Origin of the sequence: Pseudoalteromonas sp. NZS37, assembly GCF_015864265.1 — a bacterium.
Classification (GTDB): Bacteria; Pseudomonadota; Gammaproteobacteria; order Enterobacterales; family Alteromonadaceae; genus Pseudoalteromonas; species Pseudoalteromonas arctica.
In genome coordinates, this window is the sequence record NZ_JADYXL010000004.1 from 25,607 (window position 1) to 43,907 (window position 18,301).

Sequence of the window (18,301 nt, forward strand, 5' to 3'; positions counted from 1 at the left end):
GAGGGGAAGATAAATGCAAGCATTAGCTAAACATAAATTCGCCTCTGGTTCGGCGCAAAAAGCACGTCTAGTTGCAGATCAGATCCGCGGGTTACCTGTAGATCGCGCACTAGAAATCCTGGCGTACAGCCCTAAGAAAGCGGCTGTATTAGTTAAGAAAGTACTTGAGTCTGCTATTGCTAACGCAGAGCATAACGAAGGTGCTGACATTGATGAGCTTCGTATAACAACGATCTTTGTGGACGATGGTCCTACAATGAAACGTATTATGCCTCGTGCTAAAGGACGCGCAGACCGCATCCTTAAGCGTACAAGCCATATCACTGTTATGGTTTCAGATAGCTAGGAGTATAAGTAATGGGACAAAAAGTTCATCCTACTGGTATTCGCCTAGGTATATCTAAACCTTGGGTTTCTACCTGGTACGCGAGTTCAAAAGATTTCTCTGCACAGCTTTTTGGCGATCACAAAGTTCGTACATTCCTTACTAAGGAATTGAAAACGGCTTCTGTGTCTAAAATCGTTATTGAGCGTCCAGCAAAATCAATCCGTGTAACAATTCATACGGCTCGTCCGGGTGTTGTTATCGGTAAAAAAGGCGAAGACGTAGAAAAATTACGTCAAGCGGTAACTAAAATCGCTGGTGTACCTGCTCAGATTAATATCTCTGAAGTACGTAAACCAGAACTAGATGCACAACTAGTAGCAGACGGCATTGCCTCTCAACTAGAACGTCGTGTTATGTTCCGTCGCGCTATGAAGCGTTCGGTACAAAATGCAATGCGCATCGGTTCTAAAGGGATTAAAGTTGAAGTTAGCGGTCGTCTTGGCGGCGCTGAAATCGCACGTTCAGAATGGTATCGTGAAGGTCGTGTACCTCTACATACTCTTCGTGCTGATATCGATTACGCAACTTCTGAAGCCTTAACCACTTATGGTATCATTGGTGTTAAAGTTTGGATCTTCAAAGGCGAAGTTATTGGTGGTTTACCACTAGTACAAGAGCAAGAGAAGCCAGCTAAACGCGCACCAAAGAAAGCCAAGAAAAGTGCTAAGTAGAGGTAGCGACTAATGTTACAGCCAAAACGTACAAAATTCCGTAAAATGCACAAAGGCCGCAACCGCGGTTTAGCGCAAAACGGTAACAAAGTAAGCTTCGGTACTTTCGGATTGAAAGCAACTGGCCGTGGCCGTATGACTGCTCGTCAAATCGAAGCAGCTCGTCGTGCTATGACGCGTCACGTGAAACGTCAAGGTAAAATCTGGATTCGTGTCTTCCCTGACAAACCGATTACAGAAAAACCTCTTGAAGTTCGTATGGGTAAAGGTAAAGGTTCTGTTGAATATTGGGTTGCTGAAATTCAGCCTGGTAAAGTACTTTACGAAATGGAAGGTGTTTCAGAAGAGCTTGCTCGTGAAGCATTCGACCTTGCTGCTCGTAAATTGCCATTCAAAACAACTTTCGTAACTCGGACGGTAATGTGATGAAAGCTAGCGAACTAAAAGACAAAAGCGTAGAAGAGCTTAATGCTGAACTTCTAGGACTACTTCGTGAGCAATTTAATATGCGCATGCAAGCTAGCACTGGTCAGTTAGCTCAGACACACACGCTGAGAACAGTACGCCGCGATATCGCGCGTGTAAAAACAGTTATTAACCAGAAGGCAGGTCAATAATGAGCGATAAAATTCGTACTCTTCAAGGCCGTGTAATCAGCGACAAGATGGAAAAATCTTTCACTATCGCTATCGCACGTTATGTGAAGCACCCAATCTATGGGAAATTCATTAAACGTACGACTAAGTTACACGTACATGACGAAAATAACACAGCAAAAGCGGGTGACGTAGTTACTATCCGTGAATGCGCACCAATTTCTAAGAATAAATCTTGGACTTTAGTAGACGTTATTTCTAGTCCAAAACAAGCTTAATTTTTTAATTAAGTTAGTTTTGTAAAAAAGCCCCGGCATTAGCTGGGGCTTTTTGTTTTTAAAGCACCTGCAAACAGTAAACTAGGATGAGCGGGTCACCTGGATTAGTCTTCTATCTGAAAATACAAAGTTATCTTGGGGAGTAGTGAGAGTTTCATGTACCAGTTACTTTTTTGCTAGCAGAACCATCTACTGAATCAGAAGAAGTTAGATAATAAACTTACATATCTCAGTTAATTTAATGCCAATATGGGGTCATCTAATTCGTGGTGTTACTTTTCTTTTACAGTCTTTTAGTCTGAGAACTCACTTACCTTATTTTATTACAATAATACAGTTTCAAAGTATCTAAAATAGACATCCATACACAACTTCTATCATTAGCTTATCTGGTTTTTTTATGTCTAAAACCTCAATTTATCGCCTTAAATTAATATTCTGGTATGATTAGCAAATATGCGCTTTTGAATGAATTTTTGAGGTAGTAATGACGCGTAGTTTTGAATTTCATTTGACTGATGAAGTAGCCACGGTTGCAATGGGTAATCGCGTTGCTGATATTATAGAGCAAGGTGCGGTTATTTATTTACATGGTGATTTAGGCGCTGGTAAAACAACGTTTACAAGAGGGGTAGTGCAAGGCTTTGGACATACAGGCAAAGTTAAAAGCCCAACGTATACACTTGTTGAACCTTATGAACTCGAGCGCGCAAATGTTTATCATTTTGATTTATACCGCTTAGGTGACCCTGAAGAACTAGAATACATGGGAATACGCGATTATTTTTCACCAGATGCAATTTGCGTTGTTGAGTGGCCTGAAAAAGGTGGTGAATTTATTCCTGTGCCTGATTTAGATATTACTCTAAGCTATATGGGTAACGAACGTAAAATTGTTATTAATAGCGCCAGTGAGCGTGGTGTAGCAATTGTCGAAAAACTAAATAACAAATAATAATATAGTTAAGGCAGTAATTATCAAATGAGCCGAGGTGTAGTTAAACTCTTTATTTACCTTATGGTTATTACCATAAGCTTGCCGCTGTGGGCCAAAAATACAATTAATAGTGTACGCGTATGGCCGTCCCCTGATAGTACGCGTGTGGTATTTGATTTAAATGATAAGCCTGACTTTAGCTATTTCATGCTTAAAAACCCAAGCCGCTTAGTAATTGATTTAGAAAACACTAACGAGTTAAAAATACTACCAGGTGTACCACCAAAACATCAAATAGTGAGCAAGCTACGCTACTCAAAACCTAAAAATAAGCACAGTGTTCGGTTAGTGTTTGAATTAAACGCACCAGTAAAGCCAGTTGTATTTGCTTTAGCGCCTACAGGCCCTTATAAAAATAGGCTCGTTGTTGATTTATACAATAAAAGCCAAGCTGCCACAGTTGTTTCTCCTGCTCAAACAGCAGCTAAAAACCGCCAGTTAAGCCAAGAGCGCGATATTGTGATTGCAATTGATGCGGGTCATGGCGGCGAAGATCCAGGTTCAATTGGTCCATCTGGCACGTACGAAAAAACAGTAACACTGCAAATTGCAAAACGTTTAGAGCGCATGATTGATGGCGAACGTGGGATGATTTCGCGCATGGTACGAAGCGGTGACTACTTTGTAAAACTTAATACGCGTACCAATCGTGCTCGTGAAAAAAAGGCCGACTTTTTTGTCTCTATTCATGCTGATGCATTTACGAGCCCGGGACCAAATGGTGCCTCTGTTTGGGTGTTGTCGTTAAGGCGTGCTAATTCAGAGATAGGTAAATGGATAGAAGATAAAGAAAAGCACTCTGAGCTTTTAGGTGGCGCTGCGGATGTAATGAAAGATGCCGCTAACGAAAAATACTTAGCGCAAGCATTACTTGATATGTCGATGGATCACTCTATGAAAACCGGCTTAAACGTAGCTGACGAAGTGGTTAAAGAGCTACGTAAAGTTGCTAAGTTGCATAAGAAAGATCCCCAACATGCGAGTCTTGCTGTACTTAAATCACCAGATATCCCATCAATTTTAGTAGAAACAGGGTTTATATCTAACCCACGAGAAGAAAAGCTGCTTAAAAGTGCTAACCATCAAGAGCGTTTGGCTAAAGCTATATTTACTTCAATTAAAAATTACTATTTAAAAAATCCACCTGATGACTCTTTATTTGCTAAATTAAAGTCGCAATATCCAACAAAGCACAAGGTACGCCCGGGTGAATCTTTAAGTATGTTGGCGAGTCGCTATGGCATTACAGTCACTGAATTAAAACAAGTTAATAAGCTTAGCTCTAATACTTTGTTTATTGGGCAAGAGCTCGATATACCACAAAGTTAGTCATTATTATTAGCGCAATGCTTGCTAGGAAATCTCATGAATATTGAAATATTACCCGCGCGTTTAGCTAACCAAATTGCCGCAGGCGAAGTGGTTGAGCGCCCAGCGTCGGTAGTAAAAGAGCTAGTCGAAAACAGTTTAGATGCTGGCGCTACACGTATTCAGATAGATATAGAGCGTGGCGGTCATAAGCTTATTCGTATACGTGATAACGGTTCAGGGATAAGTAAAGATGAGCTAACGCTCGCGCTTTCTCGTCACGCTACGAGTAAATTAAAATCTCTAGATGACCTTGAAAATATTTGTTCACTTGGTTTTAGGGGAGAAGCGCTTGCGTCAATTAGCTCTGTATCGCGTTTAACGCTGAGCTCAAAACCAAAAGATCAAGAAGCTGCTTGGCAAGCATTTGCAGAAGGTCGCGATATGGCCGTGCAAGTAAAGCCAGTAGCGCACCCTGATGGCACAACCATTGAAGTAAAAGATTTATTTTTTAACACCCCAGCTCGTCGTAAATTCTTGCGTACCGAAAAAACTGAATTTAGCCATATTGATGAGTTGATAAAGCGTATTGCGCTTAGTCGCTTTGATGTCTCTATTACACTAACTCACAACGAAAAAGTAGTAAGGCAGTATCGTGCGAAGACAGATCCCTCTCAGGCTATTACACGTGTAGCGCAAGTTGCAGGTAAGGCTTTTGCTGAGCAAGGTTTGCATATTCAATCAGGAGAGGGTGGCTTACAGCTGCATGGTTGGGTGCTACCTGTAGGGTCAGCTAATACGACTCAGTATACTTATGTTAATAATCGTATGATGCGCGATAAACTTATTCTGCATGCTATACGCCAGGCATTTGAAGAAGTAAGCGGAACACAAGAATTACCCGGTTTTGTCATTTATATTGATATAGACCCTCGGCAGGTTGATGTAAATGTTCATCCAGCTAAGCATGAAGTGCGTTTTCATCAAGGGCGCTTAATTCATGACTTTATATTACAGGCTATTAAGCAAGTGGTAGTGCCGCTGCAAGGTGAGTTTACGAATGAACCACTTAGCTCTGAGGTGGAATCTGCGCCTGTGTTTATGGGGTCAGCGCATAGTAGTTCTAATGATACAAAAGCGGATGGAGTATTTGATTACCCTAAATCGCAATTACAGCCCTCTTACTATGGAAGTGCTGGTAGTTCGTCATCAGGTACTAGAAGTGTTGGCGGTGGCGGGGCATACCGTGCTACACCAAGTACAAGCCATCATGATGTAAACGCGTTTTATCAAGGTGTGAGTGAGCAACATGCTGCGCATTTTGATAATGTAGCAAACATACCTGTAGCACAACACCAGTTAGAGTCTGCGCATAATGTTTTAAAGACAGTTTCAATCATCAGTGTTAATGAAGGTGCGTGTGTATTTAGTGTTGAGCAGCAATTGTATTGCTCACATTTCAAATATGCATTGGTAGATGATTGGCATAATCAAATTAAAGAGTCCGGAAGTTTAGAAGGGAAAGCTCTTTTGCTGCCCGTAAGAGTAAACTTATCAAAAGAAGATTGCTTACTTATAGAAGCTCAGCAATCGTGGTTTACTTTACTTGGTTTTGAACTCGTAATAGAAAAACAGTTTGTAATGGTTAAAAAATTGCCAGCGTGCTTATATTTACTTGATGTAAGTACAGCGATAGGTGAGCTACTTGATGGGTGTAAAGCAGGGCTTGAAAATATAGAGAATTGGTTAGAGTGGCAGATAAAATGTGTACCCCCCCGGTTTTATTTAAGCAATGTGTTTTTAGCGCAACAAATGCGCTTACAAAATAATCCGCAAACTATTGAACGCTTACGCGAAAAAGCAGTTAAAATAGAGCTAAATCACTATTTAATGCAATTAGATTAAGGTATCAGTGTTGAGTAATTTACCAGTCATATTTTTAATGGGTCCAACTGCTGCTGGTAAAACAGCATTGGCAATCTCACTGTGCGAGCATTTAAATACAGAAATAATCAGCGTTGATTCAGCGTTAGTGTATAAAGATATGAACATTGGTACTGCAAAACCTGATGCAGAAGAACTTGCTAAAGCTCCGCATCATCTGATCGACTTACTTGACCCGAGTGAAACATATTCAGTTGCTGATTTTAGGCGCGATGCAGTACAAAAAATTGACGAATTTCATAGACAAGGTAAAGTGCCTGTATTGGTTGGAGGTACAATGTTGTACTTTAAATCTTTAATTGATGGTTTATCGCCTTTGCCTGAAGCAGATACAGTAATAAGATCAGAGCTAGAAGCACAAGCTAAAGAATTTGGCTGGCCTCATTTATATAAAGAATTAGTTAAAGTTGACCCAAAAGCAGCCGAAAAAATAAGTGAGAATGACTCACAAAGGATTAACCGAGCTTTAGAGGTTTACAGGTTAACTGGTAAGACCATGACTGAGTTGCAAAAGCAAAAACAGCCGGCTTTACCTTATACTTTTCATCAATTTGCGATTGCACCGCAAGAACGTAGCGAATTACATCGCCGAATTGAAGAAAGGTTTAAAATAATGATTGATCAGGGGTTTGAAAATGAAGTTTCGACCCTATATCTACGTAAGGATTTACACCCCAATATGCCTTCTATTCGTTGTGTTGGTTATAGACAAATGTGGGATTACCTTGCGGGTGAAACAAGCCATGATGAAATGGTTTTTCGTGGCATCGCAGCAACACGTCAATTGGCAAAACGTCAGTTAACGTGGCTTCGTAGCTGGCCTGATGTTACTTGGTTAACAACGGGTGACGAAGAAAACTTGCATCGTGTAGTAAGTTCGCTAAGCTAGTAGTAGTTGAATATTGTTTTTTATCAAATAAGTTCAGCCACTTAATTATAATAACACCTAGAACGAAGGAACAATAACATGGCAAAAGGCCAATCGTTACAAGACCCATTTTTGAATGCACTACGACGTGAGCGCATTCCAGTATCAATCTTTTTGGTAAATGGCATAAAATTACAAGGCAAAATTCAGTCATTTGACCAATTTGTTATTTTACTAGAGAACACCGTAAATCAAATGGTTTATAAGCATGCAATTTCAACAGTTGTCCCTGCTCGCGCAGTTAACTTCCAAGCAGTTCAAGGGAGTGAAGACACTGAAGAACCAGAAGCTGGTAACTTTTAATTAGGAGCATAATGTTTGTTTGACCGCTATGAATCCGGCGAACAGGCAATTTTAGTTCATATCGACTTACCTAAAGAAGGGGATCGTGAAGATCTTCATGAATTAGAAATGTTGGTATCTTCTGCTGGTGTTAGTAGTTTGGCGGTTGTGCAAGGCAGCCGTCAAGCACCACATCCGAAACTATTCGTCGGTACCGGTAAAGCAGAAGAAATAGCTGAGATTGTCAAAATCCACAATGCAGATGTCGTAATTTTCAATCATCAACTCAGGCCGTCACAAGAGCGTAATTTAGAGCGTGTTTGTCAGTGTCGTGTGCTTGATAGAACGACGCTAATTCTTGATATTTTTGCCCAACGTGCACGTACCCATGAGGGTAAGCTGCAGGTTGAATTGGCACAACTTCGCCATATGTCGACTCGATTAATTCGGGGCTGGACCCATCTTGAACGCCAAAAAGGCGGGATTGGTTTACGTGGACCTGGTGAAACCCAACTTGAAACAGATAGACGATTACTTCGTGCCCGAATTCAAAATATCCGTGCGCGTTTAGCTAAAGTAGCAGTGCAACGCGAACAAGGTAGGCGAGCTCGTACTCGTAACGAAATACCTACGGTATCGTTAGTTGGCTATACCAATGCGGGTAAATCTACATTATTTAATCGAATTACGAATTCAGATGTATACGCGGCCGATCAGTTGTTTGCAACGCTTGACCCGACTCTACGTAAGCTTGAATTAGGTGATGTTGGTCCTGTTATCTTAGCCGATACAGTGGGCTTTATTCGTCATTTACCGCACGACTTAGTTGCTGCTTTTAAAGCAACGCTAACTGAAACTCGTGAAGCTGATTTACAGTTACATGTAATTGACGCAGCAGACTCTCGTCTTCAAGAAAATATTGAACAAGTACAATCGGTGCTTAAAGAAATTGAAGCCGATGAAGTACCACAGCTATTAATTTATAATAAAATTGATGCGCTGGATAACGTAAGCCCACGTATTGATCGAGATGACGAAGGCCAACCTATAAGAGTATGGCTTAGCGCTCAGACTGGTGAAGGGTGTGAATTACTTAGTGAGGCTATTAGTGAACTGCTTGCTAAGAAGATGTTTAACGAAACATTATTTCTTACGCCATTGTATGGTCGCCTAAGGGCTGCATTGTTTAGTTTAAATGCAGTACATGAAGAACGCTTTGATGAGCAAGGTAATTGGCTGTTAGATGTTAGAATGCCAATGGTTGAGTGGAATCGTTTAATTAAAGAATTTGGTCCTGAAATTGCTGGTTTTATCAACCGTAATTAAAAATTGACGTTTTAATGTCGGTTTTTGTATGAGAAACGCGGTAGATTTGTTAGATTTAACACAATTTCCTAATTTATTTAGATAACAATGGAGTATAGCTATGGCCTGGAATGAACCGGGTAATAATGGCAATGACAAAGATCCGTGGAATAATAAAGGCGGACGTGATCAAGGCCCACCTGATTTAGACGAGGTGTTCCGCAAGTTTAGTAACAAGTTCGGCGGCTTATTTGGCGGGAAAAAATCCGGCAATGGTAGCGGCGGTGGACTTGGCGGAGCCGGTATTTCATTCATACTTATTATCGCCGTTATTGTATGGGCGTTAAGTGGTATTTATACGGTTAAAGAAGCCGAGCGTGGTGTGGTTCTTCAATTTGGTAAATATGACCGAATTGCTGATCCTGGTCTGCGTTGGAAAATGACGTTTATTGAAACGGTAATCCCAGTAGATATTGAAGCAGTTCGTTCATTATCGGCTTCTGGTTTTATGCTTACTGAAGACGAAAACGTAGTGAGCGTTGAGTTTCAGGTGCAATACCGTGTTATTGACCCATACCTTTATGAATTTAGCGTAACTAACGCTGATAGTAGCTTAGAAGAAGCACTAGATAGTGCACTACGTTACGTTGTGGGCCATGCAAAAATGGACCAAGTATTAACTAATGGCCGTGAGGTTGTTCGTCAAAATACATGGGATGAGCTTAATAAGATTATCGAACCATATAACTTAGGTTTAATTGTTACTGACGTGAACTTTAAAGACTCTCGTCCGCCAACTGAAGTTAAAGATGCATTTGATGATGCGATTGCTGCACAAGAAGATGAAGAACGTTTCATTCGTGAAGCAGAAGCATATGCTCGTGAAATTGAACCGCGTGCTCGTGGTCAAGTAACGCGTATGACTCAAGAAGCGGAAGGTTACCAAGAGCGTATTACATTAGAAGCACAAGGTGAAGTAGCTCGTTTTGAAAAGCTATTACCTGAATATCAAGCAGCTAAAGAAGTTACTCGTGAGCGCTTATACATTGATGCAATGGAAGAAGTGTTAGGGAGTAGTTCTAAAATATTGGTTGATGTTAAAGGCGGTAATAATATGCTTTATTTACCACTTGATAAGATCATGGATAAGCAAGGGACAGCAACACGTGTTGCACTTCCAAGCTCTAGTGATATTCAAGATTTACGCAATAAAGTAAATACGTCACGCAATAGCTCTGTTAATAGTGGCAATGACCGCTTTAACAACGACCGCTTCAATGATGGGAGATAATCATAATGAAAAACTTTAGTTTAGTAATACTATTAGCTGCCATTGTTATGTCTTTCTCATCGGTATTTGTTGTACCTGAAGGGCAAAAAGCAATTGTAATGTTATTCAGTAAAGTACAAAAAGACAGCGACGATCAAGCGATTGTATATGGCCCAGGCCTACAATTTAAGGTGCCATTTTTTAGCCAAGTTCGTCGCATTGATGCACGTATTCAAACGCTAGATGGTGCGCCGGATCGCTTTGTTACTAGTGAGAAAAAAGACTTAATTGTTGATTCGTTTGTAAAATGGCGTGTTAATGACTTTAGCGCTTTTTACTTACGTGCCCGTGGCGATAAGCAATATGCTGAAACGCTACTTAAACAAAAAGTAAATAATGGTCTTCGTACAAACTTTGGTACACGTACAATTCGCGAAATTGTATCGGGTGAGCGTAGCGAGTTGATGGAAGAAGCGTTAGTACAAGCTTCTGAAAGTGCACGTGAGCTTGGTATTGAGGTGCTAGACGTACGTGTTAAGCAAATTAACCTACCACAAGAAGTGAGTAGCTCTATTTACCAACGTATGCGCGCTGAGCGTACTGCTGTTGCAAAAGAGCATCGTTCTGAAGGTCAGGAAAAAGCCGAGACTATTCGTGCGGGTGTTGACCGTCGTGTAACAGTAATGCTTGCCGATGCAGAACGTAATGCGCGTTCTGTACGTGGTCAAGGCGATGCTGATGCCGCAGGCATCTATGCAAGCGCGTATAACAAAGACCCTGAGTTCTTTAGTTTTGTGCGTTCGCTTGAGGCTTACAAAAAGACTTTTAAAAATAAGCAAGACGTTATGGTGCTTTCACCAGATAGCGACTTCTTCCAATATATGAAAGGCGCTAAAGCTCAATAGGCTTTACGTTAATTATTTAGAAGTTAAAAAGCCTCGCATTTGCGGGGCTTTTTGTTAAACACAGTCTAGTGCTTTAAATCACTGTTATTTATGTGGTTATTAGCTAATATTTGGATATAACAAATGCGCGCAGAAAAAATAAGCTGAACAGGGGTGATCTTTACTTTAGTTTTCTGGTAAAATCTCGTCCTAATTTTCTCTAAGTGAATTTACGATGGGTAAAAACGTTGTTGTATTAGGCACCCAATGGGGTGACGAAGGAAAGGGTAAGGTAGTTGATCTCCTTACAGACAAAGCATCTTTAGTAGTTCGTTATCAAGGTGGCCACAATGCGGGTCATACTTTAGTTATCGAAGGTGAAAAGACGGTTCTACACCTTATTCCATCGGGTGTATTACGTGACAATGTTAAATGTGTGATTGGTAATGGTGTAGTTTTATCACCAGAAGCGCTAATGAGAGAAATTGGCATGCTTGAAGAACGCGGCGTACCAGTACGTGAGCGTCTTTTAATAAGTGAAGCATGTCCGCTAATCTTGCCTTTCCATGTTGCATTAGATGTAGCCCGCGAAACTGCTCGTGGCGATAAGCCAATTGGTACAACTGGCCGTGGTATCGGTCCTGCGTACGAAGATAAAGTGGCTCGCCGTGGTTTACGCGTAGGCGATTTATTTAATCCTGAATTATTTGCAGCTAAATTAAAAGAAGTTCTTGAATACCATAACTTCACTTTAGTTAACTACTACAAAGTAGACGCTGTAGATTTCCAAAAAACGTTTGATGATGCAATGGCTGTTGCTGATATCTTAAAAGCAATGGTTGTAGATGTAACTGAGCTTTTAGATCAAACGCGTTTAGCAGGCGAAAACATTTTATTTGAAGGTGCACAAGGTACGTTACTTGATATCGATCACGGTACTTACCCTTATGTAACATCTTCAAATACTACAGCTGGTGGTGTTGCTACTGGTGCAGGTTTTGGTCCATTAAACCTTGATTACGTTTTAGGTATTATTAAAGCGTACACTACACGTGTTGGTTCAGGTCCTTTCCCTACAGAGCTTTACGACGGTCTTGAGAAACAAGATCCAGTTGGTAAGCACTTAGGTGATAAAGGCCATGAGTTTGGCGCTACAACAGGTCGACTTCGTCGTACTGGTTGGTTAGATGCAGTGGCTATGCGCCGTGCGGTTCAAATCAACAGTATTTCAGGTTTTTGTTTAACTAAGCTTGATGTTTTAGACGGCTTAGAAACGCTTAAAATCTGTATTGGTTACAAGCTTGAAGATGGCACAGTTACTAACGTAACACCATTAGCAGCTGAAGGTTACGATAAAGTAACGCCAGTATACGAAGAAATGCCAGGTTGGTCAGAAAACACTGTTGGTGTAACGAGTCTTGACGGTTTACCAAAAGCTGCGATTGACTACATCAAGCGTATTGAAGAAATTACGGGTGTTCCAATTGATATTATTTCTACAGGTCCAGACCGCGTAGAAACTATGGTACTTCGCAATCCGTTTGCGTAATTACCATTAGATTAAAAAAAGCTGCCTAGTGCAGCTTTTTTTGTATCTAAAATTCACCTTGGAACGATCTTTGTATATATTTTAATAAGTTTATTTTTATAAGTGGTGAGCATGCGTTTATTTTACCGTAATTGCGTATTAAGGCTTTCATTAATTCCGCTGTCTTTATTTATAGCAACCAACAGCTTAGCTACAGAAAGCCCTGCTGCTGTACCGCTGTATACAGAATCTGAGCTAATTGCGTTAATAAATAAAAATACGCATTTAGCGCGGGTGAAGGCAGATGATTGCCAGTTAGTGCAAGATATAGAAGCACGAGCCAATAAAATGGCATTGCCGTCTTATCAATTTTTATACGGCGATATGCTGGCTTATAACGTGTGCGTGGATCGTAATGTAGAGTTAGGTGTGTATTACATGCGAAAAGCGGCTGAACAAGGCTTAGCGGCAGCGCTAGAGCAGTTAGGGCGTTACTACGACACCGGGCGTTTAGTTCAGCAAGATAAAGCAATGGCAATTACGTATTTGCGTGAAGCGTCGTCGCAAGGCAATTTAAAAGCACAACTACGTTTGGTTAAATTATTTAATGATGGCTATGGCAGCCCGCGTGATTTTGAAGATGCATACCGTTGGCTATTTAATTCTATGGTCGCAGATAAAGCGACTCATAAAAAAATTGAGCGAGCGCTGACTAAGTTAGCGCAAAAAATGCCAGATAGTGTGGTTGCGCGAGCTCGCCTTCCTATTTAATGGCTCTTAAAAAACAAAACCCTAACTTTTTAAGTTAGGGTTTTTGAGTTTTTACAGGTAGTAAAAGTGTTTAACTTTCTTCTTTAGCCTTTGTTTGCGGGTCTTTTAAGACCGACATTTTAGGCGGCTGTAATGCAACAACACGCTCGCCTTCTTGCGGCGGTTTTTCCATGTTAATTGTAAATGGTCTTAGCTTAATTGGCGTATCGTCGTCGCTGTCTTTATCACCTTTAAGAATAAACAAAGGGATAGCCTCAGGGTTCATTTCTAGGTATTGCTCCCAGCTAAACTCATCTGAGATACGTGTTGAACTAACCTTACCGCCTTTAGCTATGATACTGCTCAAACGTGCGTATGAGCCTTCGTCTCCAAACAGTATTTGTCTAGATAAAAACGTTGCGCTGTCTTTATTTGCTTTAGCATGCGACGTTGATGAGCGAAGCGAAAATACATTTTTTTCATTAAGTAAATGCGAAAAGTATTGAACGCCTAGCGCATTATGATGACGGTTTGGCGATAGCGCTAAGACACTGCGAATAGTTGTTAGAGGTAAGTAGCGTTCAGCATGCTCTGATTGCGGGTTACCATAATAACAAGCTAAGCCATCCATACGTGCCATTCTGCAGTTTTCCCATGCAGGATCTGAAAGGTGAACCGGAATATTCTGCTCTTGTAAGCCACGTCCAATTGCACGCGATACATGGTTTGCACCAATAATTAATATTGTGTTTGGCGATGGTTGGCGTACACCTAATAGCTTGGCAACAGGGATGGCTGTTAAGCTTTGCAGCACAACCGTAATGATGATCACCGTAAATATAAGTGGCACCATCTTTTCAGCATCAGCAACGCCAGCTTCCATCATACTTAGTGCAAATACCGACCCAACGGCTGCGGCAACTATACCGCGTGGAGCAATCCAGGCAAGTACCAAGCGAGACTTCATTGGTAAGTCAGTACCAAAGGTCGAAATAGCAATACACAGTGGGCGTGCAACAAAAAGCACAATAGCTAAAAATATAAATACATCGCTGTCGAGCATCATCAAATCAGAAAGCTGTAAACGTGCTGCAAGTAAAATAAACAGCGTTGATATTAATATCATCGACAAGTCTTCTTTAAACTCAAGTACAGAATCTATTTCTAAATCGTCTTGGTTCGCAAGCCAAATACCAAATACAGTTACTGCTAATAAGCCTGATTCATGGCTTAAATAATTTGATACAGAAAAACTAATAAGGACTAGTGCTAAAATCCCAAACTTATGTAATTCAAATGGCAGCCACTCGCGACGCATTAATAGGGTTGTTAGCCAACCTGCAGCAACACCAATACTTAAACCAACACCTAGGGTTTTAACTAAAGCAATAATAGTATGACTAAATACTTCGCCTTGGCCTACAAGCATTACAGCTTCAAATACCAATACAGCAAATAATGCGCCAATAGGATCTATTACAATACCTTCCCAGCGAAGTATGCGGTCTATGTCTTGTGTTGGGCGCATTGAGTTTAATAGCGGTGCTATAACGGTAGGGCCAGTAACAACGAGTACTGCGCCTAGTACCGCAGCAACACGCCAGTTAAGCTCAAGCAACCAGTAGGCGCTTAGGCTAATAATAATGCAGGTAGTAAGCATACCGATTGAGCAGAGATTCCTTACAACTTTTCCTATCCCTTTTAATTCTCTGAAATGCAGAGTTAAGGAACCTTCAAATAAAATGATGGCAACGCTTAGTGATACTACTGGAAACAGTAAATCACCTAAAAGTGCATCAGGGTCTAAAACACCACTAAATGGTCCAAGTAAAAGACCAGTAAGCAATAAAAAAAGAATAGCGGGTACTCTAAAAGCCCACGCGACCCATTGGGCAAGCACAGAGCAAAGTGCGATACCGGCTATGTAAATTGCTGACATAGATTAAGAATTCCTTATTTATGACGATATGTTTAGAAAGTATAACTTTTGTTAATTATTAATACAGGGGTATACACCGGAAACTGAAATATTACTAATCAATTTTAGCTGCTTATAAAAGATTAGTAGGCTTAAATTATTTAGCGAGAACTTAGCCACCTTATTTTAAAGTGTATTAATTGTTTAATTTATTGAATTTTAATAACAATATAAAGGGTATGAGTGTTTCGTATTAACTTAGTTCGAATTTTAACCTTGATTTTAAAGGGGTATTTGGTGTATTATACTTCGTGTTCTAATAATTAGTCATCTAACGAAGTTTATTGAAGATAAAAGATGCTTGTTAATCTTAACGTCATTTTTAATCTTTATAATCATGTGTTAGTGATGTTTCTAGTATTTGAGCATTACAAAATATCATTTGCCGAATTCTTGGTATGGTTTTGCCAAACAAGTTTATTTAATTATTTAAGTAAATAAAGGTTTGAGTTGAACTATTACTTTCAATATTTAGCCCCCCATCGTGGCGGTTAAATCTCGGTCCTTTGGTCTTCACCCTATCTGTTGGTGTATCAGACTTTAGAGGCTCTATGTATGTTGTTAATAAAAAAGCCACACACAGCTTTTTACAGCGATGCATAAACAACACTTTTAAATTTTTTGATTAGTGCTGCTCAATATTATTGGGTTGTTGCTACTTTTACTTAACCTCAAATCTAAGCTTCTTGTTTTAGATATGGTTTTTGCGTGTGTGTAAAAAAGTGTTGCCTAAATGAAAAGAAAAATTCGAAGCTATGTTTTAAACCTAGCTACTTAGTTTTAGCTCGTCTAATTAAGATGAGCGCAGATAAAATGGAAAGTTGAGCATTTATGCAAAAGTTAAATTGGCGACGTATCGTACTTAAAGTAGGTAGTGCATTAATTGCACCAGATCAAGATGGCTGCCGTTCGCGTTACATATTAACCATCGCACAGTTCATTGTTCGTTGTCGTGCCCGTGGAATCGAGGTGATTTTAGTATCATCGGGTTCTGTAGCGGCTGGAGCGCATTTATTCCCATCAGACAAACCTCGCTCTGTGGTGATGAAAAAAGCAATGGCAGCAGCAGGTCAAACAGAAATGATCGCCATGTGGGACCGCTTTTTTGACTTTCCATCTGCGCAGCTATTATTAACGCACGGCGATTTACGTGACCGCGAGCGTTACCAAAGTATTCGCGAAACTGTGTTCACTCTACTTGAGCACGGTATTCTCCCTATTATTAATGAAAACGATGCGGTGACAACCGATGAGCTACGAGTGGGTGATAACGATAACTTATCAGCGATGGTTGCAGCTGCAGCGGATGCCGATGCTTTATTAATATTCTCAGACGTTGATGGGCTATATGACAAAAACCCTAACTTACATAATGATGCGGTGTTACTGCCTGAAATAAAATCAATTGATGAATCTATTTATGCTATGGCAGGATGTGCTACAAGTGCTGTTGGTACTGGTGGCATGAAAACCAAAATAGAAGCTGCAGAAAAAGCAACGTCACATGGTATCGCGACTTACATTATAAACGGCTTTAAAGAAGAAACATTTACGAAACTGCTAGCTGGGGAAAATCCTGGTAGCATATTTTTACCGTACGAAAAACCGATGCTGGACTCTGTGCATTGGATGACACACACAGCAAATGAGCAAGGTGAAGTTGTTGTTGATGGATCATTTGATGAATCCCTTGAAGGTGAAAGTGGCTGTATTCGCGGTGATGAAATCATGGAAGTCCATGGTGAATTTGCTGTTGGTGATACTATTTTAGTACGTAGTGAAGACGGTACGCGTTTAGCTAAAGCGACCGCAAATTACAGTAGCTGTTTGTTAAACTTTATTGCAGACAACGAACAGAGTGAATTCAGCGAAAAAATGCAGGATTCAATTGGACCAGTTATATCTGAAAAACATATCGCATTATTGGAGAAGTCATGAGTTTAATTACGGACATTTCACGCCAGACAGCTAAAGCTGCCCATACACTTGCTTTACTCGATACCGAGACTAAAAATCAAGTACTAATTGAAATGGCAGCGGCACTAAGAGAGCAAAAAGCATTTATAATCAAAGAAAACGAAAGTGACCTAAGCGCAGCACGCGACAATAACTTAGCAGCCTCAATGATCGACCGCTTAACGCTAAACGATGAGCGTATTGAAGCAATGGCAGAAGGCATTGAAGTAATCGTAAGCCTGGACGATCCTGTTGGTCAGCTACGTGATATTACAGAGCGTCCAAATGGCATTAAAATTCGTAAAATGCGCGTACCTCTTGGCGTTGTATGTATGATTTACGAAGCACGCCCAAATGTAACAGCAGATGCTGGCGCATTATGTTTTAAATCAGGTAATGGCGTAATTTTACGTGGCGGTAAAGAAGCACTTAAAAGTTCGCAAGCTATCGCAAGTGTAATGCACAGCGTACTTGAAAAGCATAACTTACCAGTATCACTTATTTCAGTGATTCCAGATCCAGATCGTGCACTATTAATGGAATTAATGCAGCAACGTGAAAGCATTGACTTAATAATTCCACGTGGCGGTGAAGGCTTAATTAACTTTGTTACTGAAAACAGTACGATTCCAGTAATTCAGCATTACAAAGGCGTTTGTCATCTATATGTAGATAAAGATGCAGACCTAGAAATTGCGCTTAACTTACTACTTAACGGTAAAACGCAGCGTACCGGTGTTTGTAATGCACTTGAGGGCTTAGTAGTTCATCAAGATGTTGCAGATGAGTTTTTAAATCTGTGCGCAGTTGTATTACGCCAAGAAGGTGTAAAAATAAATGCTGACAGCTTTGCAGCTAAATACTTTGATAATGCAACTGTGTTAGCCGATAACGAATTTGGTGAAGAATATCTAGACCTAGAAATCGCTATTCGCGTTGTACCAAACTTTACGGCAGCGGTTGAACACATTGCACAGTTTGGTTCAAACCACACTGAAGTAATTTGCACTAAGAACGCAGCCGCTGCAGAGTTATTCCAGCGTAGTGTTGATGCTTCTGTAGTTATGGTTAATACATCATCTCGCTTTTCTGATGGCTCACAGCTGGGTCTAGGCGCAGAGATTGGTATAGCAACTTCTAAGCTTCATGCATACGGCCCTATGGGACTTGAGTCACTGACTACTGAGAAGTACTTAGTGAATGGTGAAGGCCAAGTTCGCGAGTAACCGCTAAAGCTT

General features: G+C 40.5%; 18 protein-coding genes. 17 read left to right on the top strand and 1 reads right to left on the bottom strand.

Features of this window, described 5'->3' with window-relative positions:
- The first annotated feature begins 13 nt into the window (after window positions 1-13).
- From rplV to I6F47_RS08440, 15 genes are all read left to right on the top strand, one after another.
- Window positions 14-346 (top strand): 50S ribosomal protein L22, encoded by a 333-nt coding sequence (gene rplV / locus I6F47_RS08370; RefSeq protein WP_002957892.1) that lies wholly within the window; start codon window positions 14-16, stop codon window positions 344-346.
- An 11-nt stretch (window positions 347-357) separates the two neighbouring features.
- Window positions 358-1,059 carry a 30S ribosomal protein S3 gene (gene rpsC, locus I6F47_RS08375; RefSeq protein WP_002957891.1) on the top strand — a complete coding sequence of 234 codons (702 nt, stop codon included), beginning with the start codon at window positions 358-360 and terminating at the stop codon, window positions 1,057-1,059.
- A 12-nt stretch (window positions 1,060-1,071) separates the two neighbouring features.
- Complete coding sequence (rplP, locus tag I6F47_RS08380; RefSeq protein WP_002957890.1) at window positions 1,072-1,485, top strand: 50S ribosomal protein L16; 414 nt, start codon at window positions 1,072-1,074, stop codon at window positions 1,483-1,485.
- On the top strand, window positions 1,485-1,676 hold the full coding sequence (rpmC, locus tag I6F47_RS08385) for a 50S ribosomal protein L29 (RefSeq protein ID WP_002957889.1): 192 nt from the start codon (window positions 1,485-1,487) through the stop codon (window positions 1,674-1,676). Before rplP ends, rpmC begins: the two co-directional genes overlap by 1 nt.
- Window positions 1,676-1,933, top strand: a complete 258-nt coding sequence (rpsQ, locus tag I6F47_RS08390) for a 30S ribosomal protein S17 (RefSeq protein ID WP_002957888.1) — start codon at window positions 1,676-1,678, stop codon at window positions 1,931-1,933. The genes rpmC and rpsQ overlap by 1 nt, the downstream gene beginning before the upstream one ends.
- Window positions 1,934-2,420: 487 nt before the next feature.
- The gene (gene tsaE, locus I6F47_RS08395; protein WP_024608194.1) at window positions 2,421-2,888 is read left to right on the top strand and encodes a tRNA (adenosine(37)-N6)-threonylcarbamoyltransferase complex ATPase subunit type 1 TsaE; all 468 of its coding nucleotides are present in this window, start codon (window positions 2,421-2,423) and stop codon (window positions 2,886-2,888) included.
- 27 nt (window positions 2,889-2,915) lie between these two features.
- Window positions 2,916-4,259 (top strand): N-acetylmuramoyl-L-alanine amidase, encoded by a 1,344-nt coding sequence (locus I6F47_RS08400; RefSeq protein ID WP_007586394.1) that lies wholly within the window; start codon window positions 2,916-2,918, stop codon window positions 4,257-4,259.
- Between the two features lie 36 nt (window positions 4,260-4,295).
- Window positions 4,296-6,143 (top strand): DNA mismatch repair endonuclease MutL, encoded by a 1,848-nt coding sequence (mutL, locus tag I6F47_RS08405; RefSeq protein WP_197183687.1) that lies wholly within the window; start codon window positions 4,296-4,298, stop codon window positions 6,141-6,143.
- 10 nt (window positions 6,144-6,153) lie between these two features.
- Window positions 6,154-7,071: a tRNA (adenosine(37)-N6)-dimethylallyltransferase MiaA gene (gene miaA, locus I6F47_RS08410; protein ID WP_007586400.1), complete on the top strand. Its 918-nt coding sequence runs from the start codon at window positions 6,154-6,156 to the stop codon at window positions 7,069-7,071.
- 78 nt (window positions 7,072-7,149) lie between these two features.
- Window positions 7,150-7,413, top strand: a complete 264-nt coding sequence (gene hfq / locus I6F47_RS08415; RefSeq protein WP_007586402.1) for an RNA chaperone Hfq — start codon at window positions 7,150-7,152, stop codon at window positions 7,411-7,413.
- A gap of 15 nt (window positions 7,414-7,428) precedes the next feature.
- A complete protein-coding gene (hflX, locus tag I6F47_RS08420) occupies window positions 7,429-8,718 on the top strand; it encodes a ribosome rescue GTPase HflX (protein ID WP_007586404.1) in 1,290 nt (429 codons plus the stop codon).
- Between the two features lie 100 nt (window positions 8,719-8,818).
- Entirely contained in the window at window positions 8,819-9,988 is a 1,170-nt protein-coding gene (gene hflK, locus I6F47_RS08425) for an FtsH protease activity modulator HflK (protein ID WP_010554352.1), read from the top strand.
- Window positions 9,989-9,993: 5 nt separating this feature from the next.
- Window positions 9,994-10,872: a protease modulator HflC gene (gene hflC / locus I6F47_RS08430; protein WP_010554353.1), complete on the top strand. Its 879-nt coding sequence runs from the start codon at window positions 9,994-9,996 to the stop codon at window positions 10,870-10,872.
- Window positions 10,873-11,086: 214 nt separating this feature from the next.
- Window positions 11,087-12,400 carry an adenylosuccinate synthase gene (locus I6F47_RS08435; RefSeq protein WP_010554354.1) on the top strand — a complete coding sequence of 438 codons (1,314 nt, stop codon included), beginning with the start codon at window positions 11,087-11,089 and terminating at the stop codon, window positions 12,398-12,400.
- Between the two features lie 111 nt (window positions 12,401-12,511).
- Window positions 12,512-13,150 (top strand): tetratricopeptide repeat protein, encoded by a 639-nt coding sequence (locus I6F47_RS08440; RefSeq protein ID WP_007586412.1) that lies wholly within the window; start codon window positions 12,512-12,514, stop codon window positions 13,148-13,150.
- Window positions 13,151-13,220: 70 nt separating this feature from the next.
- Here I6F47_RS08440 and I6F47_RS08445 read toward each other — a convergent pair whose 3' ends face one another.
- A complete protein-coding gene (locus tag I6F47_RS08445) occupies window positions 13,221-15,068 on the bottom strand; it encodes a cation:proton antiporter (RefSeq protein WP_007586413.1) in 1,848 nt (615 codons plus the stop codon).
- Between the two features lie 870 nt (window positions 15,069-15,938).
- Here I6F47_RS08445 and proB point away from each other — a divergent pair.
- Window positions 15,939-17,045: a glutamate 5-kinase gene (proB, locus tag I6F47_RS08450; protein WP_197183688.1), complete on the top strand. Its 1,107-nt coding sequence runs from the start codon at window positions 15,939-15,941 to the stop codon at window positions 17,043-17,045.
- Window positions 17,042-18,289, top strand: coding sequence for a glutamate-5-semialdehyde dehydrogenase (locus I6F47_RS08455; RefSeq protein ID WP_165736109.1), 1,248 nt, complete (start codon window positions 17,042-17,044; stop codon window positions 18,287-18,289). Before proB ends, I6F47_RS08455 begins: the two co-directional genes overlap by 4 nt.
- The last annotated feature ends 12 nt before the right edge of the window (window positions 18,290-18,301 follow it).